The sequence below is a fragment of the Neobacillus sp. YX16 genome (genome assembly GCF_030123505.1).
GTDB lineage: Bacteria > Bacillota > Bacilli > Bacillales > Cytobacillaceae > Neobacillus.
Genome location: NZ_CP126115.1, coordinates 5,931,644 through 5,951,318, shown reverse-complemented (window position 1 = coordinate 5,951,318; position 19,675 = coordinate 5,931,644). Strand labels below are relative to the sequence as shown.

Annotated in this window: 24 protein-coding genes; 16 read left to right on the top strand and 8 right to left on the bottom strand. The window is 35.6% G+C overall.

Annotation, left to right across the window (positions count from 1 at the left end):
• The first annotated feature begins 237 nt into the window (after nt 1-237).
• The 3 genes from QNH48_RS29015 (at nt 238) to QNH48_RS29005 (ending at nt 2,430) form a co-directional block, all read left to right on the top strand.
• Nucleotides 238-735: a DinB family protein gene (locus QNH48_RS29015; protein WP_283953096.1), complete on the top strand. Its 498-nt coding sequence runs from the start codon at nt 238-240 to the stop codon at nt 733-735.
• 505 nt (nt 736-1,240) lie between these two features.
• Entirely contained in the window at nt 1,241-1,747 is a 507-nt protein-coding gene (locus tag QNH48_RS29010; RefSeq protein WP_283953095.1) for a GNAT family N-acetyltransferase, read from the top strand.
• Between the two features lie 62 nt (nt 1,748-1,809).
• A complete protein-coding gene (locus QNH48_RS29005) occupies nt 1,810-2,430 on the top strand; it encodes an NAD(P)-dependent oxidoreductase (RefSeq protein ID WP_283953094.1) in 621 nt (206 codons plus the stop codon).
• Between the two features lie 179 nt (nt 2,431-2,609).
• Here the strand turns inward: QNH48_RS29005 and QNH48_RS29000 are convergent, their stop codons facing one another.
• Complete coding sequence (locus QNH48_RS29000) at nt 2,610-2,822, bottom strand: hypothetical protein (RefSeq protein WP_095250280.1); 213 nt, start codon at nt 2,820-2,822, stop codon at nt 2,610-2,612.
• A 285-nt stretch (nt 2,823-3,107) separates the two neighbouring features.
• Between QNH48_RS29000 and QNH48_RS28995 the strand changes: the two genes are divergently transcribed.
• Entirely contained in the window at nt 3,108-3,542 is a 435-nt protein-coding gene (locus tag QNH48_RS28995) for a hypothetical protein (protein ID WP_283953093.1), read from the top strand.
• 408 nt (nt 3,543-3,950) lie between these two features.
• Here the strand turns inward: QNH48_RS28995 and QNH48_RS28990 are convergent, their stop codons facing one another.
• Nucleotides 3,951-4,382 carry a hypothetical protein gene (locus QNH48_RS28990; RefSeq protein ID WP_283953092.1) on the bottom strand — a complete coding sequence of 144 codons (432 nt, stop codon included), beginning with the start codon at nt 4,380-4,382 and terminating at the stop codon, nt 3,951-3,953.
• Between the two features lie 287 nt (nt 4,383-4,669).
• Here QNH48_RS28990 and QNH48_RS28985 point away from each other — a divergent pair, with 287 nt between their 5' ends.
• Together QNH48_RS28985 and QNH48_RS28980 are read left to right on the top strand one after the other, a co-directional pair.
• Entirely contained in the window at nt 4,670-5,119 is a 450-nt protein-coding gene (locus tag QNH48_RS28985; RefSeq protein WP_283953091.1) for an NlpC/P60 family protein, read from the top strand.
• Nucleotides 5,120-5,175: 56 nt separating this feature from the next.
• Nucleotides 5,176-5,733: a DUF1697 domain-containing protein gene (locus QNH48_RS28980; RefSeq protein ID WP_283953090.1), complete on the top strand. Its 558-nt coding sequence runs from the start codon at nt 5,176-5,178 to the stop codon at nt 5,731-5,733.
• A gap of 48 nt (nt 5,734-5,781) precedes the next feature.
• Here the strand turns inward: QNH48_RS28980 and QNH48_RS28975 are convergent, their stop codons facing one another.
• From QNH48_RS28975 to QNH48_RS28965, 3 genes are all read right to left on the bottom strand, one after another.
• Nucleotides 5,782-6,312, bottom strand: coding sequence for a CBO0543 family protein (locus tag QNH48_RS28975; RefSeq protein WP_283953089.1), 531 nt, complete (start codon nt 6,310-6,312; stop codon nt 5,782-5,784).
• Nucleotides 6,313-6,659: 347 nt separating this feature from the next.
• Complete coding sequence (locus QNH48_RS28970; RefSeq protein WP_283953088.1) at nt 6,660-6,797, bottom strand: hypothetical protein; 138 nt, start codon at nt 6,795-6,797, stop codon at nt 6,660-6,662.
• A 440-nt stretch (nt 6,798-7,237) separates the two neighbouring features.
• Complete coding sequence (locus QNH48_RS28965) at nt 7,238-7,477, bottom strand: DUF6429 family protein (RefSeq protein WP_283953087.1); 240 nt, start codon at nt 7,475-7,477, stop codon at nt 7,238-7,240.
• A gap of 210 nt (nt 7,478-7,687) precedes the next feature.
• On the opposite strand from QNH48_RS28965, the gene QNH48_RS28960 reads away from it, so the two are divergent.
• From QNH48_RS28960 to QNH48_RS28950, 3 genes are all read left to right on the top strand, one after another.
• The gene (locus QNH48_RS28960) at nt 7,688-8,113 is read left to right on the top strand and encodes a DUF4279 domain-containing protein (RefSeq protein ID WP_283953086.1); all 426 of its coding nucleotides are present in this window, start codon (nt 7,688-7,690) and stop codon (nt 8,111-8,113) included.
• 193 nt (nt 8,114-8,306) lie between these two features.
• Nucleotides 8,307-8,588: a toxin-antitoxin system YwqK family antitoxin gene (locus QNH48_RS28955; RefSeq protein WP_283953085.1), complete on the top strand. Its 282-nt coding sequence runs from the start codon at nt 8,307-8,309 to the stop codon at nt 8,586-8,588.
• Nucleotides 8,589-8,620: 32 nt separating this feature from the next.
• A complete protein-coding gene (locus QNH48_RS28950) occupies nt 8,621-9,016 on the top strand; it encodes an SRPBCC family protein (RefSeq protein ID WP_283953084.1) in 396 nt (131 codons plus the stop codon).
• An 87-nt stretch (nt 9,017-9,103) separates the two neighbouring features.
• Here QNH48_RS28950 and QNH48_RS28945 read toward each other — a convergent pair whose 3' ends face one another.
• The gene (locus QNH48_RS28945; protein ID WP_283953083.1) at nt 9,104-10,000 is read right to left on the bottom strand and encodes a VanW family protein; all 897 of its coding nucleotides are present in this window, start codon (nt 9,998-10,000) and stop codon (nt 9,104-9,106) included.
• 265 nt (nt 10,001-10,265) lie between these two features.
• On the opposite strand from QNH48_RS28945, the gene QNH48_RS28940 reads away from it, so the two are divergent.
• From QNH48_RS28940 to ltrA, 5 genes are all read left to right on the top strand, one after another.
• Nucleotides 10,266-10,733, top strand: a complete 468-nt coding sequence (locus QNH48_RS28940) for a hypothetical protein (RefSeq protein ID WP_283953082.1) — start codon at nt 10,266-10,268, stop codon at nt 10,731-10,733.
• A gap of 622 nt (nt 10,734-11,355) precedes the next feature.
• Nucleotides 11,356-11,850, top strand: coding sequence for a DUF1572 family protein (locus tag QNH48_RS28935; RefSeq protein WP_283953081.1), 495 nt, complete (start codon nt 11,356-11,358; stop codon nt 11,848-11,850).
• Between the two features lie 205 nt (nt 11,851-12,055).
• Nucleotides 12,056-12,541, top strand: a complete 486-nt coding sequence (locus QNH48_RS28930; protein WP_283953080.1) for a DinB family protein — start codon at nt 12,056-12,058, stop codon at nt 12,539-12,541.
• Nucleotides 12,542-12,859: 318 nt separating this feature from the next.
• The gene (locus tag QNH48_RS28925; protein ID WP_283953079.1) at nt 12,860-14,191 is read left to right on the top strand and encodes a CoA-disulfide reductase; all 1,332 of its coding nucleotides are present in this window, start codon (nt 12,860-12,862) and stop codon (nt 14,189-14,191) included.
• 702 nt (nt 14,192-14,893) lie between these two features.
• Complete coding sequence (gene ltrA, locus QNH48_RS28920; protein WP_283951264.1) at nt 14,894-16,222, top strand: group II intron reverse transcriptase/maturase; 1,329 nt, start codon at nt 14,894-14,896, stop codon at nt 16,220-16,222.
• A gap of 177 nt (nt 16,223-16,399) precedes the next feature.
• Here the strand turns inward: ltrA and QNH48_RS28915 are convergent, their stop codons facing one another.
• Nucleotides 16,400-17,014, bottom strand: coding sequence for a TetR/AcrR family transcriptional regulator (locus tag QNH48_RS28915; protein ID WP_283953078.1), 615 nt, complete (start codon nt 17,012-17,014; stop codon nt 16,400-16,402).
• 172 nt (nt 17,015-17,186) lie between these two features.
• Between QNH48_RS28915 and QNH48_RS28910 the strand changes: the two genes are divergently transcribed.
• On the top strand, nt 17,187-18,377 hold the full coding sequence (locus QNH48_RS28910; RefSeq protein ID WP_283953077.1) for a YhgE/Pip domain-containing protein: 1,191 nt from the start codon (nt 17,187-17,189) through the stop codon (nt 18,375-18,377).
• A 248-nt stretch (nt 18,378-18,625) separates the two neighbouring features.
• On the opposite strand, the gene QNH48_RS28905 is transcribed toward QNH48_RS28910, so the two are convergent.
• Nucleotides 18,626-18,769, bottom strand: coding sequence for a hypothetical protein (locus QNH48_RS28905; protein WP_283953076.1), 144 nt, complete (start codon nt 18,767-18,769; stop codon nt 18,626-18,628).
• Nucleotides 18,770-18,886: 117 nt separating this feature from the next.
• On the opposite strand from QNH48_RS28905, the gene QNH48_RS28900 reads away from it, so the two are divergent.
• Nucleotides 18,887-19,273, top strand: coding sequence for a hypothetical protein (locus QNH48_RS28900; protein WP_283953075.1), 387 nt, complete (start codon nt 18,887-18,889; stop codon nt 19,271-19,273).
• Nucleotides 19,274-19,675: the final 402 nt, after the last annotated feature.

Sequence of the window (19,675 nt, the reverse complement as noted above, 5' to 3'; positions counted from 1 at the left end):
CATTTTTCTTCTAGTATCAGGTGTGAAGCGCAGTGGCTATTAGTCGCATTTACCTAATTCAACAAAAATAGGCGTTGATCCAAGAAGGATTAACGCTTATTTTTGTTGAACTTGTTGTACTAATGGGGAAGGTAATTGGTGGAAGGTTATTGTCATCATTCATGGTATGATTATTTATAAATTTCAAAAACAGCGAAAATTTCAGATTTCATCTGACTATTACAAAGGAGTATTTAATTGAGTGACAATAAACTGCTTATTACTTTCAAGAGTGATCTTTACAATTATTCATTGGAACAGCTTAGATATATCTCGGAAGAAGGGGTTTGGTCCATTGGACAAATGTATGACCATTTAATTGTTGTGGCCCATGAGTATCTTGATAATATGGAAACATGTGCTACATTAATTGAGGAACATCCCCTTGGGAAAACCCAGTTTGGTGAGCAATTATTTAGGAATCGAGGTTTTCCACCTATTAAAATAAGATTACCAGATGAGTTAAATTCTCCACCAAATAATTCAGACAGCATGGAAGACCTAATTATCAGGATGGATCAGTTAATTCAAAGATTGCGTCGTTGGGAATCGAAAGTGGATTCTATTAACCCAAATAATAAAGTGAATCATGGAGGATTTGGCTGGCTGAATGCAAGGGAATGGTATGATTTGGTCGGAATGCATTTTCGTCATCATTTGCGTCAAAAAGATGAATTAGAAAGGTACATATTATAGTTGAAAATCACATCATTATATGGGTGAGCTTCTTCAACTAAGGGTGTGCTCTACTTCAAGTTTAGGTTGCTGCGGTAGCCTTTTTTCTATTGTAGTAACTGGCCAGTTGATTTATTAATTACCTTACATTTTTCTATGAAAACTCGCCTGAATTTTTCGTCAAGATGCTTAATTTGCGATTCAACATTGGAATGATTCACTAATGTCTGATATTTAGGAGCTGTGGTGCGTCTATGACAAGTATTAACCATTTTTGGCATAGGCTGTCTAGGATAAGCAGCCAGATTGCATTACCAATGCATTGGGAAAGTTCAATAAAAATGGAATTATTAAACCAGGTCACTAATATTTTTTATACAGCGATGATCTTAAGCATCGCTTTTTTTAGTTGATTCAAAATAGAATGTGAAATAATGTATTTTAACTAACAGGTGCTTCCTTAAAGAACCGGCTGCAAAAACAGCAGCCTTTTTCCTGTTCGACTACTTGAAAAGGAGGTTATAAAATGACAAATAGATTCTCGGCAATGAATTTTGAAATAATAACTGAACGGCTTTACTTGAGTATGTGGGAGGAATCAGATGCATCCTGGTATAGGGAACTTGTTGGGGAACGGGGCGTTGCTAAGCCAACTATTGAAGCTGCTCTCAAAAATGTTATCAGTTTACGAGAAAGAGCACTGGAAAGTGGTATAAGTCTACTCACAATCCGACGCAAAGATGAAGGAGATATTATTGGATATTGCGGGTTAATTATCGGTCGTTCTACTATAGAAGAGCCGGAAATTGCTTATGAACTGTTCCAAAGAGTCCACGGAAATGGCTATGCAACTGAAGCTGCATCGGCAATTATAGAAGCTGCGGTCGCCACTGGACGGCGACGTCTGTGGGCTACTGTGGGTTCTTGGAATATTGCTTCCTTTCGAGTTCTTGAAAAGATTGGTTTCATTCGCGACCATAGTACCTGGAAAGAGAATGGAGAAGAAGTTGTTTGGAACATGCGTGATCTTTAGATAACAAAGGTTTGTTTTGCTGTATTGTAATATTTGTATTCGTAAAAAGGAGGATTATACTTTTGAATATTTTAATTTTAGGTGCAACTGGACGAGTTGGAAGTCAAATAGTAACTTTTGCCCTTCATGATAGACATCATGTTACTGTATTAGTTCGCACTCCAGAGAAGATTCAAATAAATAGTGGAAATTTAACCATTATTCAAGGGAATGTTTTAAATAAAAATGATATAGTACGTGCAATGCATGGGATTGATGTAGTTATTAGTGCACTAAATACTGATGGCACAACCACTCTATCAGAAAGTATGACACTAATTATCGAAGCAATGGAAAACGAAGGTATACAACGAATTATCACGATAGGAACCGCAGGGATCTTACAAAGTAGAACTACGCCAACCGTAATCCGTTATCAGTCAAGTGAATCAAAACGTAAATCAACCCGTGCAGCAGAAGAACATCATAAAGTTTACGATATGCTGAAACAATCAACACTCGATTGGACGATTGTATGTCCTACATATTTGCCAGATGGAGAAAGAGAAGGTCAATATCGAATTGAACGTAATTTTTTGCCAGAAGGTGGTATGAAAATATCAGTTCCTGATACAGCAGAATTTACTTATCGTCAGATAGAAAGTAGCGATTATGTCCAATCACGTGTAGGAATCGCCTACTAATAATATTCTCTTACATTATTACTTGCTGTCACAAGGTAAAATTTATTGTTTGTGAAAAAATTGTACTTAAACGAACGGGTGCTTTAGTTGAAGAAAGCCACTGATTTTTATCAGTGGCGTTTTTGTTTGTTTAATGGAAGACCTTTACGATGAACTATTTATTCAATAACTGCGGAGTTCTAGTTACTTAATTCCATTAATAATTCGTGGACAATGTGTTGTTCAAAATCTTTTGGCATATCCAGTAGTATCCCTCTTCTTGACGCAGCTGCAATTATTAGTCCTAATTCATAGTACATCTTTTTAGAAACTAATCCTTTTGAAATCATTTTCCTCACTTCATAATAAAATTGAATTAAAAAATCACTTGGTAATTTTTCATACAAAGACATTTTTGGAAACACCCACTATTCCTACTGTTCTAATAGGAATAATATCAATTAAAACTGAAATTGAAAAGAGTTTTTCGTAAGATTCATGAATTTGTCATTTTATTGCAGATAGGTTTGACAATACTGCTTTAATCTTGGTGAACTAACGGGCAGGTTAATCCAATAAGAGTTATAATTAGGGTAGCTGCACTAGGAGACAATTGATAAAGGAGAAATTCTCTTATGTTTGGTTTCTTAAATAGAGCAAAATAAAAAAAAGATGATTTAAAAGGCATTGCAAAATTAATGTATCAGGATGTATCAGAAGATTCCTGGGATAAAGAGAACCTCACTAAAAGAAATTTAGATTTCACTATTGAAAGTGTTCGTTATATTGATAAATATACAAAAAGATTAATGAATACGGAGTTTGGTGCTGAATTATTGAATAAGCATTTTGATAATTTAGTAGTTCGTATAGGTGCGTATATTGGTGAGGTTATCAAAAATAATATCAAGCAAGACTTTTACTGGTATGAGTCCGATTCCGTACACAATTATTCTCCCAATCTTGATGGAATGTACAGTAATACCCAAACACAAAGTGTTCTTTATTCTAAAAAAAGGGATATAGTTATCCTACCCTTGAATATGGTATCGCAATTCTTGAAAGGAAACTCCCCATACAGTAATTTTCTTACTTATGTAGAAGAAACGATTAAGCAAATTCTTAAAGAATAATGCTATTGCCATGCTTTTTGGGAAAATTCAATTATAGTAATTAAGTTTTGTTATGCAACTAATGGGTGCGTTAAACCAGCAAGGGATTAACGCTCTTTTTGTAGAATTAATTGAACTAACGAAGCAGGCTTGAGAAGAAACCATTATGAGTTATTCGAATAAAGTGATAAATTAAGCACAATATGAAAACATACTTGAAGAGCAGAAATATTACAGTTTAGCTCACGGGGGCATAGCCCAACTGTCAGATATGTTCTACTCTGGCTAATGTTATCATAAAACCATTTAAATAATGGTCAACCAGAAATATCTGGTTGACCTTATAAACGAACGGGTTAGGTTACTTTAAGAAGGAATTTTTTCCGTGTATTTTAAGATGAATTACTGAACCACCTTTATAGTGTTGGTCTAGCATTGCACGATTCCTGCTAATGCTCCATTGACCAATCCATCTGTACTAAATGTATGCCCATTAGCCATAAGATTATTAATTTCAAAAGATCCTGATTCTGAGACAGTAAAAGTTTCAATAGTGGCGGGTCCACTAAAATTTGCACCAGTTGCAACTCCAGTTAGAGTAACAGAGAAAGATGTAAGTGAACAAACAGGAAGCCCAACTCCATCAATATTTGAAGCAAAAGTAAAAGAATTAGCAGCAACGTTGTTGTCTACATATTCTATGGTTACAAAACTTCCAATAGTCATACAATCGGGACATAATCCTGCTGAAAAACCTAATGTTCCAATAGAAGATTGTCCGTCAATAATTACACTCGTGTTTTCAGCAGGAGTTGGAAAAGTTGCCGCAGTTGCTCGACAATCACAAAGTCGAATACCCAAAATATCACCCCCTTTATCCACAAGTTATGAAGAATACATTTTTGTGCTTGTACAAATACCATATCTTAAATAAGAATAATTTCACTGAATTGTTCTTGAGCTAACGTTTGCGTTGATCCAAGAAGGATTAACGCTCTTTTTTGTAGAACTTATTGAGCTCCCTCAGTTAGATACGAATATCTAACAGGGGCAAGAGTTTCCTTGGCAGGGAGTAAAGCTCTTTTTGTTGAATATTATGGGTTATAGGGAAAGGAATATTTATTATGAATGTGAAGAGGAGACAATAAATGGATAAAAATTATGATGATTATATTAATAATGCAATTGATTGGGCTAAAGGTCATCTGAATTCTAAAGAATATTGTTATATTTGTTTAGCTTTTGTAGAGGATGCATTAGAGAGAAGTAATAACATTGAAATCTTTGGTGGAAATACTGCAAAAGAATCTGCGGATTTATATGAAGCAAATAAGCAAATAGGTATGCCTCCAAAAGGAACCTTTGTTTTTTATGATTGCTTAGGAGTAATTAATGGTAAGCGTAAAAATTGGGGGCATGTAGGCCTATCTATTGGTAATGGAGAGGTAATTCATGCTTGGGATATGGTAAGAATTAATCATTACCTTGATGTAGAAAAGTTAACTTCTGCTCCAGGTTGGGAAAAACCAAAGTTCATTGGATGGGTATCACTTGATCGTATTATGCTTGGGTTTAAAAGGAAGATTTATAAAAATTAAATGATCAGTAATTCAAAATCTTCATCTATTACGAGTAAGTTGAAAGGAGGATGGTTATGGTTTATATTGCACTTCTTCGGGGGATTAATGTGGGTGGGAAAAATAAGATTGACATGAAGTTGCTTAAACAAACGTTTGAACGAGTCGGGATGAACAATGTGGTGACATATATCAATACAGGTAATATTATTTTTTCATACAGCGGCATATCAAAAAGTGAACTATCGCGTAACTTGGAAGAAGCGATACATCATGATTTTGGATTACAAATTAAAGTAGTAATTCGTAGTGTCGAGGATGTCAGAGAAATCATAAACGCTATTCCTGACACATGGAAAAATGATAATGAAATGACAAGTGATGTCTTGTTTTTATGGGATGAAATTGATGATGAATCTGTACTTGAGAATTTGGTCATTAAACCAAATATTGACACGGTAAAATATGCCCCCGGTGCGATCCTATGGTCGGTTGGCAAGAAAAATGTAACCAAGAGTGGAAAGTCAAAGATTGTTGGTTCAAAGATATATAAACAAGTTACGATAAGAAATGTCAACACTACTCGTAAGATATATGAACTTATGCAAGCTCGAATAGATAGTTCTCAGGATTAATAGTAAACAATTGATTATTATAGTGATGTGTAAGTCGAGCAATTTGGTTCAAACTGTCCATCTCTGTATAATAAACCTAGCAAAAAGCCCTGTAACGATATAAAAAACAAATGAATAGATGTAATTCCATTTTAAATAGGTAACCGTGCCAAGCATAACGGAAATAGGCTCACCCACAAATGCAAAAATGGCAGCTTGGGCAACAAGGGCAATGGTGAATTTTTTCCATGTAGGAAAATATTGAAATATCAGCATACACGCCACTGGAATCATGGAGAAGTCAAATGGAAGTGCAAGAAGACCAACAGGTACAAAACTAATTGGATAAATCCAAGCACACAATTCACTGCCCAGATCATCCGTAAAAGTGGTAATAAGGATGACAATGAGTCCAAAACTCCAGATTTGAAGGATACGGTCTCGATCAAGAAGTTTAATAAATATCAACCAAGGTCCTACAAAAGTGAAGACAAGAAACCACCATCCCCAAGTAAATACAGAATGCGTTAACCAATTTTCAATAGCCAAAGTGGCGTATCTTTGTTGTAATATCATTAACTCCCTAACAGTCCCATCCATATCCGCCATCCCCATTTTTTCTTACTAGTGTTTCAATTTAATTTGTTAATAATTCTAGGCTAGCAGGGGTGGTTACTCGAATGGGGACACTCTAGGAAGAAATACTAGAGAATATCCAGCAGCCCAATTCTACACAAAACCCTCGACAACTCTTACTAGAACAGCCGAAAGTTAGAAAAGTCTATATCAAAGATATGAATCTTTATGTCAGACTTAATTGAACCGCTATATACCGAAAGGTACGTACGGTGGTGTGAGAGGAGGGGGTTAATCACCCACTCCTACTCGATTGGGATTATTTTATCCAATATCCATTTCATTTCCTCTTCTTAAGATACTTATCTCAATTAATCCCAATATAAAAAGACATACTCTGGTTCATGCTCTTTTTTCAACTCATCAATGCTTGCTATTGTATCTACCGTTTTCTTTTTATGTGTAGGTAAAGTATTATTAGCGTTCTGTTTTAAATCCTTTTCATCCATGATATAAACCCTCCTTTTTAGCATAGTTTGTGTCCTGCCCCTCTTCTTATTCTTGTTTTTGCAAGGAATGTAATCAGGTGAAATATTCATAATAAAAGACGAAAAATGGAATGTATTATGAAAATCAGCTTACCCAGTTCACTCTACTATGTATGTCTTTTGCTGCTTTGTTTATTTACACACGTACAAATAGCGGCTAAAGGAAACGAACATTAAATGCTAATATTTATTCATATTTTTGAATTTATGTGCGTTCATATTAAATAACAGATAATTATTGCACTCATGGGTGCTTTTCTACCATAACTAGGGAACTTATACCAACGATTAAGGTGTGTTTTATAATTTGCAGAGGTGATAGTGGGAGTTTCCTATATCTGAATATGTGGAAAATATTGATTTTGCTCATATCGGCTTTCTTTCTAATTGGATAGAAATTCTTATTGTTCTACTATATTATATTTCTTCATCAGTTTCTTGGCTTGTTTGATTCCTTTTTCTGTTAGATACACTGATTTTGATTGCTTGCTGCCATAAATGTAATCATTCTCTGTTAATTCATTCAGTGACTCAAAAGGATAACCCTTCCAACTTCTCTCGGCATCACCTAATCCATGATCTTCTGTAAAAGATGTTAAATGCAATAATAGTAACGTTAATTCATCAATCTGATCCTTCATTGTATGCATTCCTTTACTTTTTACCAACATTATAACTAAGATAATGTTTAAATTACAAAAATAGGAAATACGACCAGAAGAAAAGGATATTATTTTGTCAGAACAAAGGTTGTTTTATCTATTTCAATAATGGGTGCCTTAGATGATGCCAAAACATAATAATTGTATTCAAACGGTGTGTATGAGGTTTAATGGGAGGTATTTTAACACTTGAATAAGACCCAAGTCAAGGTTTTTTTCAGCTTGTTTGGAGATGAATTTCCACTACATAAAGTAACGGGGAAATTAGAATTAACACCTACTAAAAGTTATAAAAAAGGCGATTTAATAGCAAATCGTTCAAAAATTAATAGAAAAGAAACATGTTGGGAAATAGGGACAGGCTACAAAGATTCACTTGATGTAAATGATCAACTACAACAAATTGTAGGTAATCTACAAAATAAATCAATCATGATTAACGAACTAAAAGATGCATTTTCTTTGGAGTGCAAATTCTATATTGTCATTATTATAGAAAGGGGAAATAGCCCTTCATTATTTCTTGATAAAGACATCCTAAAGTTTGCTTCAAGCATTGAAGCTGAATTTGATGTAGATATTTACGCTAATCCTTATGATGAGACTGAAGAATAATAAGCAACAAACCTTATTCAACTAACGGAGGCCAACTATTAAGGTATGGCAAAGATGGCAACCTATGCAGATCAAAAGGAATCGTTATGATTTTTGTTGAATTTAGAATTGACTGAGTATAGGAGTAACGAATGACAAACCTTGGGAGGGCAACTATGACCATATTTAAAAAAATAGTTATCGGAGGTAAGTCATGGAGAATGAAAAATGTGACTTGATCCACCCAAACGGCGTCAAGGAAAAGAAGCTGGAAGTGATTGAGGGATACACGATAAAGTACCATGCAAATGGAAAAACAATATGGTCAAAAGGAGAAATGATTGAAGATAGGCCAGACGGGTATTGGGAATGGTATCGTGCCGATGGAACCATAAAGCGTTCAGGATATTTTGAAATAGGAGAGCCTGTTGGTGAATGGGTCACCTATGATAGCAAAGGTAAAAAATACAAAACCACGAATCGTGATAAAGAATAGTTACTTATAAATAAATCTCAGGGGGAATTGGTATGGATCATACTCCAGAAATAAGTTCTGTTTTGATAAATGGAGAAAAAAAAGCAGTTTGGAGTGCTATTACAAATGAAGAGAAGCTCTTACAATGGTATGCACCAGGATCTCCTTGGAAAATACCGAATCTAAAAGATGGGGAGAAAGTAACCTTTACGTTAATGCCCAGCGTTCATAATAATCTGATAGAGGAATATCCGATGTCTTTAACGATTGAAAAGATAATCCCTTATCAGGAGTTTTCTCTATATTTAGAAGCACAACAAATGCTTCTATCTTTTACTTTAGAGGAAGAAGCCAACGGAATAAGAGTTACTATAAATTCAGAAGGCTTCAATCAGTCTTTAGCAAACTTGAAAGCCTTGGTTGAGGGGAAGGAGATTCCTTACGTTTAAGAAGAGTCGTCAACTTTCGGGTGTAAAAGTGAAAGAAAAAACCCTATCCCCTTCATTATGGAAACAAAAAGTCCCCAAAGTATATCTTTACTTGGGGGGATGTTGTTCATAAGGAAGGTATGGAACTTCCTTAGGTGTATAGGTGAGTACATCAGAAGAATAGATTTCAATTTTTATTTTGTGTTCTAATGGTTCTGCAAGAATGAGTATAGGTTGATTGTATTCATTTTTAAAGATTAAATCAGGTCCATCCCAACTAACGGTGGCATCCCTCTTTGATGGAACGTAGGAAACCTCTCTACTGTGTGAATAACGCTGAACAACTTTTAAACCTGCATTATCAATTGCATTAAAAAGGGTAGATGATACTTGACAAATTCCTCCGCCAAAGTCTTCTGAAAGTTCCCCATTAACGATTACGGTAGCAGGCATATATCCTTTTCCTGCTGTTCTTTTTCCAACCACTTTATTAAAAGAAAATATTTCACCTGGAAAAAGAACATAATTATTAATGGCTTTTGCAGCAAGAAAAATATTATTGTTTCTTTCCTTGTTATTTGAATTGAAGAATGTCATATATTCCCCAATTTTTTCTGCTCTAATATTTCCAAGTAATTCACTGTCGACCCTTGGATAAATGGCTAGTAAGGGGACTTCTAATTTAGTTGAATGATGACTAAAATAAAAGGAAAAAATTTTTTCTGTGAAAACTTGGCGATCTAAACGGTAACCGACTTGTTCGGGTATAATTTCCCCATACTGATCTATAATTGCATTTTTAGGATTTTTAGTTAATTGCTGGTCGATTTTGTCCATAAAATCATTCAACTTTTCTGTATTCATAATGGGTAATACAGGGTGCATCGAAAAGTCAGAACGGTTAACAACTGAAATATGATGACCGTTGTTCGTAATGAATAAACTTCCTGGCATATTCACTTGTTGAGATAAAATTATTAGCCCTAGCAGCCAGCTGAAATTCATAAATTTAAACCTCCTTACTATCATTATGAATTAAACTCTCTATTATATGTAATGACAGCTGTACTTTTAATCCCCTCAATTCTCAAAAGAATCCTTTTGTAGCAATAATTTGAAAAACTACTGGTTGCTTACCTTAAATATCTGGCTGCAATCTAGTTGGCTTTTTTTGAACTATAGATACAGGCTAGTTGAATAAACAAGATGCATTTTATTTAGCAAAAGTGGACACGTTATATATAGAATTCATACTGAGAGGACTAAAAAAATGGTTAAATTGGTTATTTGGTCTATATTTATTATTCCTTGGATTTCTTTGATCTTTTTAGACCATTCAGCAATTCGAAGATATATGCCTGTAGCTCTATTTGCCACAGTGCTCAACACCATATTGGCACAAATGGCTTGGACATATAACTGGTGGGAATTTAAAGAGACTCTATTTAGCTGGGACAAAATAGCACCATTATTTACGGTATATAGCATATTTTTAGTTGGGACAATATGGATATTTCATTTTACATTTCGTAAATTTTGGATATATATTATTGTTAATTTAATCATCGATCTCATTTACGGGGTGGGTCTTACGAAAATGTTAAACAAGCTAGAGATAAGAGAAACGGGTAGTTTCTCTCCACTCAATAATCTTTTGATCATGACCATACTAGCCGTCATTCTATATCTTTATCAGTTATGGCAGGAAGATATCTATGATCAGAAAAAAGTTAAGTAAAATTCATTCGATTCCCGCTTTATAGAAATTCAAATTAATCATGCTCATGATCTACTCACTTTCTTGATATAGGAATCCTAGTCCAAATTTCCCTATAATGATTGGATAATTTTAGTAGTATTTTCTCTATTTTATATTTCGTAAACGGAATATAATTGGAATCACTATTTGACCCCTATTAAATAGATTACTGTTTGGACTCCCAAGGTTTTACGGGAGTCTCTTTTTTGGTCTGGGGCATATATGACGATGGTTAGGCAACTGCATAGGAAACAGAGGCGATTCTTCAATAACGAAGGATCGCTTTTCTAATTCGACTAACGGGCAGGATGATTTTGGAAGGAATTCTTCTGATTGGGCAAGAATTTCTATTTTTACTTAGCGGTAATTAATTTTTTAACTTTGCATATTACAGCTTTAATACATTTTCTTCGGCTGTTGAATCGCAATAACTTTACGATAATGGGTGTTTTCCTTGAAAATTCAGCTGCTTTTACGGCAGCCCTTTTTTTGAATTAAGGGGAAAGGTAAATGGAATAAGATGCTTATAGCTGTTTTGGATAAAGGGTTCTACTACTATTTAAGGAATATATATATAAATACGTTAATAGGAGGTGATGATATGAGCATAGGTGGAGAGTATTTGAAAACAGTTACTCAACGCTTTTCAGAGGCAAAAATAACCGCTGAAAAAGCAATAGCGCAATTAACCGAAAGCGAATTATTTTGGTCTCCAAATGAAGAGTCCAATAGTATCGCGATTATTATCAAACACATGAGTGGGAATATGGTATCTCGCTGGACTGATTTCTTACACACGGATGGGGAAAAACCGTTCCGTAATCGTGATCATGAATTTGTGGGAGATATGAAAACGAAAGAACAGGTTATGGAACTGTGGGAACTTGGCTGGGAGACCTTTTTATCTGCATTGAAGGATATTGACGAAGAACACCTCTTAAAAACAATTACGATCCGAAATGAACCGCATTCCGTAATAGAAGCTATTGAACGCCAAATGTACCATTATTCCTATCATGTTGGCCAAATCATATATATCGCGAAACATTTAAAATCTGGTGATTGGAAATCCCTAACGATTCCTCGAAAAAAGTAAATATGTCTTGAAAGCCTTGGTTGAGGGGAAGGAGATTCCTTACGTCTAAGATGGGATCGCTGCGCTGCGGCGGTCCTTTCTTGTTTTTCCGGTTGAACAAGGAATTCTAACTATAATTGTAGAAATTGTAATAATTAACAATGTTTAGTTCTGCTCTTAATGTATTTATATAATTCAATTATTTTTTAAATGGGGAGGGGCTTTTTTGCAAATTTTTTTTAGATATAACTGGATGGTAAGAGAAGACTGGTATCGTTGGTGTGAAGAGGTAAGTGAAGTAGAACTTCTACAAAACAGAACGGGTGGAATGGGTAGTATATTGCATACACTTTTCCATATAGTCGATGTCGAATGGAGCTGGATACGTCTTTTAGAAGGTAAAACCGATTTTCAAGAGAGTTTCGATGGTTATAAAAGCTTGGAAAAGGTTCGGAAATTGGACGCTGAATTTCATTTAGAAGTGGAAAGTTTTGTGAACAACTGGGACGCAAGTATGGAAAATCGTTTGTTTTACGATACCTTACCTGATGGAAAAATAGTGACGGATACTTGGGGGGAAATCGTGGGACATACGATTGCTCATGAAATTCATCATATCGGACAATTATCAATTTGGGCAAGGGAAATCGGAAAAACGCCTATTTCTGCAAACCTAATTGGTAGGGGTCTTTCTTCTTATTCCAAAAAATAATTCAAATTGAAAGCAATTTATTCGGTTTCTGTATATTCATGGAAGTGAAAATTTAATGAATCAGCTTTTCCTTATTCTGCTGCGAATTCGGTTTTATGGAACATTATGAGTTTGTGAAGAATGTACGCTAACTGGTGCATTAGTTTAACAAAGAAAATACTAAAAGTCGGTTCCTTTACAGGAATTCTACTTTTATATATTCAAATTACTCAGCGTTGTAAATCCGAATCTTCCTGACGCTACCCCTATATGGGGATAAATCTTTCTTCATGTTTAAAAATCAGTAATAAATGGAAAATAAAGAAAGGAGGGATGAATATGAAAGTACTTATTATTGGTGGAGATGCAGCAGGGATGAGTGCTGCAATGCAAATTGTACGAAACAGTACTGGACATGAAATCACTGTTTTAGAAAAGGGTGGAGTGTATTCGTACGGACAATGTGGCCTACCTTATGTGATCAGTGGGAAGATTGAGTCAACAGATAAGTTAATAGCACGTACACAGTCTACTTTTAAAGTGAAATATGGCATTGATGCACGAGTATATCATGAAGTCCAAAAGGTAGACACGGAAAATAAAATGGTAATTGGAATAAACCATAGTAATGGTGAAACGTTTAGCTTTCCGTATGACCGCCTTCTTATTGCAACCGGCGTAGGCCCGGTCATTCCAAAGTGGGAGGGTGTTAAACTTCCAGGTGTTTTCACATTAAAGGCAATTCCTGATGCAAAGACAATCATGGATTATCTTGAGAAAGATATAAAAAATGTGACAGTTATTGGTGGCGGATACATTGGACTCGAAATGGCTGAAAGTTTTGCGGAGCTCGGCAAGAAGGTAACGATCATTGAAAGAAATGAGCAATTAGCAAAAATATTTGATAAAGAAATGGCAGAACTTATCCATGAAGAAGCAGTGAAGCAAAACATTGTGTTAAAAATGGGTGAATCTGTTGAAGCATTCCGTGGTAGTGAGCATGTTGAATATGTGAAAACCGATAAAGGGAAGTATGAAACAGATTTAGTAGTAGTCGCTATAGGTGTGAAGCCAAATATTTTATTTTTAGAAGGGACTGGAATCAAAACAAGTGTTAATGGTTCTATTCAAGTAAATGCGTATATGCAAACAAGTATTAAAGATATCTATGCTGCAGGAGATTGTGCAACACAATATCATCGAGTAAAAGAAATGGATGATCATGTCCCATTGGGAACACATGCCAATAAGCAAGGTCAAATCGCCGGATTAAACATCGTTAATATACATAAAACATTTAAAGGTGTTGTAGGCACTTCAATCATAAAATTTTTCGGTTTAACTTTAGGGAGAACAGGAATAACAGAAACAGAGGCAAAAATGCTGAACATCCCATGTGGTGCTGTAACAATTACATCAACAGATATCGCTGGATATTATCCCAATAATAAAAAAATGAAATTGAAACTTGTCTATCATAAAGAAACATATAAAGTTCTTGGTGGGCAAATTATTGGGGAAAATGGGATCGACAAACGAATCGATGTTCTAGCAACTGCAATATTCCATTCGATGACAACCGATGAGCTGCTTGATTTAGATCTTGCGTACGCACCTCCATATAATGGTGTATGGGATCCTATTCAGCAAGCAGCTAGAAGAGTAAAGTAGCTTTAATACTAACTATTAACTATATAATGTTCTATCGGGGTGCTTTTCCTTAATAACAATCTTCTGCAATCAGGCGCATTTCCTAATAAGGAATGTGTCTCTTTTTTTCAGATTTAGAGGATATTAAGTAGACCAGGAAGAATACGACTAGATTTATGTGAAATATTATACTTAAAGTAACGTGCAGGTGTGCGGCCGAGCATAGGTCGTATCATATAGCGGGTGGGATTCCCGTCGAGTAAGAACTAGCCATTCGCTCGTAGCGAGTCTTGAAGGACTAAAGGTAACTTTAGTCTTTAAGCGTAGACAGTTAGGTGGCGGGCCGAAAGCCCAAGGGTTGAAGGGATTGAGCTCCATAATGTTAGAAAATCGAGAGGGCTGATGACATACCTGCGTTCAGAAAGCTACATTTTATCTTTCGTTAATGGCAAGAAGGGTAAAACCTCTCTGGGGTCAGAGACCTTGGCACGTTACACATTGATATGATACGGCAACTCGGGAGACCCTACCGGTCTTTTCTTATTTTAATAGAAGAGTATGGTCTACAAGTGATAAAAAGCGAGGAAACCAAATGCCGTGTAGGGAGTCGGATAGCAGCGTAGTACCAATGAAGTTGGGTAATGCCGATGGAGGAAAGGCTAGCTACCAGTTATCACCCTTACTAGGGACACATTTACTACACACAGAGGTAGGTATAAATAAATGGAAACAAAACTACTAAGGATAGCAGAATTAGCAAAATCTAATCCTAAAATGAAATTTACATCTCTTGCACATCTTTTAGATAAGGAAGCATTAATTCAATGCCATCTTGAACTACCCAATAAGAAGGCAACTGGGATTAACGGTACTACTAAAGAGCAATACGATGAAAGTTTAGAAGAAAACATAGAGGACTTAGTAAGTAGGCTCAAAAGCAAAAGTTATCGTCCTGTTCCAGTAAGACGAATGTATATCCCAAAGCTCAACTCAAACAAGATGAGACCATTGGGAATACCGGAACAAGAAGATAAAATTGTTCAAAAAGGCATTACGAAAATACTAAATGCCATCTATGAAAATGACTTTCTAGACTGCTCATTTGGGTTCCGTCCAAATAGAAACTGCCACGATGCACTGAAAATACTGAATCATTATATTGAGAAGAGAGCAATAAGCTATGTAGTAGATGTAGATATTAAAGGCTTCTTTGATAACGTTGACCACAAATGGATGATGGAATTCTTGAAACTCCGAATCACTGACACTAACCTACTGAGACTAATCAGCAGGTTTCTTAAAGGTGGATACATGGAGGAAGGTAAGAAATACAAGACAGACAATGGTACACCGCAAGGTGGAGTGATATCTCCGATATTAGCCAATGTCTATCTCCATTACGTTCTTGATCTATGGTTTGAAAAAGTGGTTAAGAAACAATGTAAAGGCCAGGCGTATATAGTAAGATACGCAGATGATTTTGTTTGTTGTTTTCAGAATAAAAGTGAAGCCGAGCAATTCTTTCATTCATTAAAAGCGAGATTAAAGAAATTTAACCTAGAAATAGCCGAGGATAAAACTAAAATAATTCCCTTCGGACGGTTTGCGGAGAAGAATGCAAAACGTGACGGAATTGGCAAACCGGGTACCTTCGACTTCCTTGGATTTACTCACTATTGTGGGATAAGTAAGCACGGGAAATTCCGAGTAAAGCGGAAAACGAGCAGGAAGAAAGTCCAAGGCAAACTAAAAGGAACTAAAGAATGGCTGAAGAATAATAGGAATAAAGATATTCATATGATTATGGATAGATTTAAACGCTCACTAATAGGTTACTACAACTATTATTGCATCACAGATAATACCCAAACTGTTAACAACTTTAAAGAGAAAATCGAATGCTTACTATACAAATGGCTAAACAGAAGAAGCCAAAGGAAATCCTTTACTTGGGACAAATTCAGGCTCTTTCTTAATAAATATCCACTACCTTCACCAAGAATCAAAGTGAATATTTATGATTTAAGAAAAGAAATTAGCTATATTCTGTGAATGATAATTTGGAGGAGCCGTGTGCGTTAATAGCGCAAGCACGGTTCTGTGAGGGGGAGGAACACAATCTACCGTAAGGTAGAGAGGTTCCTTTCTACTCGACTTGTTGAAGCAGCATAATAATAATAATAATAAAGGGACAGTACCTGTTTTTTAGGTAATATCCCTTTTACCAATTTATTTTTTTAACCCAGCAGCAAAGAAGGGACCATTAACTGTAATGGTCGATAGAATACGAGCCATTTCTTGAGGGGATTCTTTCATGCCACTATTCAACCATTGTTGAATTACCCCTATATGTGCAGACGCAATATAAGAAACTAAATATGGTCCTGGAACAAGTAAATTTTCCTCCTTGATCATTGCGTTTGCATCATTTCCAGATATTGTTTTCCACATAAAATCTTTCAGTCTTGTTTGGAAGGATAAATCTCCTTTTGGACCTAAAACAGCTTTCATAAAACCACTATTTTTATTAAGATACTCAAAGATTGAAACGGCAAGAGAAAAGGGTGCTAAAGGTGAGTTAGATTCAAGTTCGGCAACTACACTTGGAAAGTTCTGTTTTGCCATTCTGGACATTTCAAACATAATCTCTTCTTCGCATTGAGTCATTAAATCATATTTGTCTTGATAGTGTGCATAAAATGTACCCCTATTAATTTTTGCTCTAGTTGTTATGTCTTTAACTGTAATGGCTTCGAAGCCTTTTTCATCGATTAATTCTACTAGTGCATCTCGGATGGATTCTTTTGTCCGAATGACCCGTAAATCGGTATTACTTTCTCGCAAGGTACTACCTCCCTAACTTTTATCCAACACATTTATAAAAAGTGTTCCGTAACCAACACATCTGACATTTTTGATGATTGAAACACTGTTAGTCCTCAAATTATAATGTGGAATGTAGTAAATAAACAACAGGTTGTTGTTTATTATAAACCTAAACTAAGGAGGGGTAAATATGTTCAAAAATAAACTGGTATTGGTGTCACCGATTATTGCATTGGCAGTTATTTTTATTTTTTCACTGACCTTATTTCCGTCGGTTCAACCGCAGCCAAAAAATCTGCCTATTGCAATCGTAAATGAGGATGAGGGAGTGAATATTCCGAATCAACCAAAGATGAATATGGGGCAATCGATTGTTGAAATGATGCAAAAGTCTTCAGCAACTACAAAGGACGAAGACCCTGCTGTGAAATGGGTTGAAGTAAAGTCAGAGAAGGAAGTACAAAAAGGATTGGATAATCAAAAATATTATGCAGCACTGGTGATTCCGAAAGACTTTAGTGCGAAGCAAGCATCATTACGGACACCAGCACCTTCAAACCCAGAAGTACAAATATTGATCAATCAGGGAATGAATACAGCTGCTTCAACGATGGCAGGACAGATCCTAAATGGAGTGGTTGACAACATGAACAACACTGTCCGCCAACAACTGCTTGATGGTTTTGAAAAGCAAGGCGAAACTTTGACAGCAAAACAGGCGGCAAGCCTTGCCGCTCCAATCGCTAAGAAAGTCACAAATGTGAATGAAATCGGAACCAATAGTGCTAACGGAAATTCTCCTATTTCTTTATTCCAGCCTTTATGGATTGCAAGTTTGGCTAGTGCAGCGATTCTCTTTCTTGCCGTTAGTAAATTGCCGATCGGCACTCGAAAAGAAAGTCTTGTCACAAAGGTAGGGCAAATTTTGATGAGTGCGATTGTATCACTAGAAATTGGATTTGGCATTACTTGGATAGCAGAGGGAATGGTAGGACTGAATATTCCAGATTTCCTTGATACAGCCTTATTTCTAACCATTACCTCATTTAGCTTCATCTTAATGATTTTAGCTGTACTTTCGTTAGTTGGGATTAAGGGTATTCCAGTCTTTGCCTTATTGCTATTCTTTGGAGCACCTTTACTGGCAATGGCACCTGAAATGATGTCTCCATTTTATCGGGATTGGATTTACTCTTGGCTGCCAATGCGATTTATGATAGAAGGTCTTCGTAAATTATTCTTCTTTGGTGAAGGATTAAACTGGGACACTTCAGTTTCTGTCCTTTTCTGGATTGGATTCGTAAGCATGATTGCCATACTAGGTACTGCTTTAAAACGTAATAGTATGAGGGAAGTAGTAACTGATTCTCGAAAAATGTAAAAAGTAATGGCATGAATACCACGTTGAACTATCTGTTGTCAGGTTTAACCAAAAGAGTCATTTCCTTATAGGGAAAATGACTCTTTTTATTAAGTAGTGAAAAAATGTACTTAAACAAACCGGCGCTAGAATGAAATAAAAGCAGTTAAGGATGAATAACGCTTGGATCTAGACCAAAACGTTGATAGGTGTAGTATTAATTTGTTATTCGGTATGTTATTTTAGAAGTTTAAAAAATTAACTTATTGTTAAAGATTGTCTGTATTAATTCTTGGAATATCTGGTTCAAGAGCCGCTGCTTCCCTAGCATTAACATTATGTCGATCGTTTTCGTATCTTTCCAATTTACTGTCTCTTTCTATGTTTTTGGGAGTTTTCTTTTCGTCAGCCACCTCATCACCTCCTACGGATAATATGTCCAACTTTTACTCTGAAAATAAAAATGGTCAGTCAGTTATATGGAACTTTAGATAAAGAATATTCGTCTATATTAAAAAGGGGGAAAAACGTTGGTCCAAAGGTTATTTTTTGTCTTGATTGCATTAACGTTATTTTCGATTACTGGGTGCTCTAATGGCGGGGAAACAACCAAAGTATCCATTGATCGTATTAATGCTGAAGAAGTTTTAAGCTTGGACCCTGATGCTGATGTTTTTCAATATGAGGGAGTAATCTACAAAACGAATATCGATTGGGTGGAGGAATTGTCTTTAACAAAAGACGTTCAAATTGGTGAGATAAAAACAAAAAATGATACTGATACAAATTTCAAAGATGAGATGGCGAATAAACTTCCAGTGGGTGCAAAGATTTTTTCAGCCAAGGAAAGAGGAGATATTTTAATCGTTGAAGTAGAAGGAGAAATCTTGAAATACCTTGCCATTGTTGAAGGGTAATTAATTTTGTAATCATTGAACATCAAAGTTTGTAAAAAAATGTGTTTAGCAAACGTGCTTTACTTCAATAGGGAGAAGTATACTTTTTTGTGAAAAGTGGAAGTTACTAGAAGGCTTGTTGCACTAAAGGGGGCAAGAGTTCAGCAACCGTGGCTGCTTCGGCAGCTTTCTTTGCGTGCTCAACTAAAGTTGCTGTTATATATTCAACTATGCCTTCACGAAGCCAAGATGATCTGATCTCATTTCAATTACCCGTAAATCCAATTATAAGGGTTATGAAATCCTGCGAATAAGTGATATCTAAATGAAGTGAATGATAGTAGAATAAATCGTCAACACAGGGGGATTAATTACCAAAAGCTAAGGTCACGAAAATTTCTTTATGTTTTTGGACCATCTTGC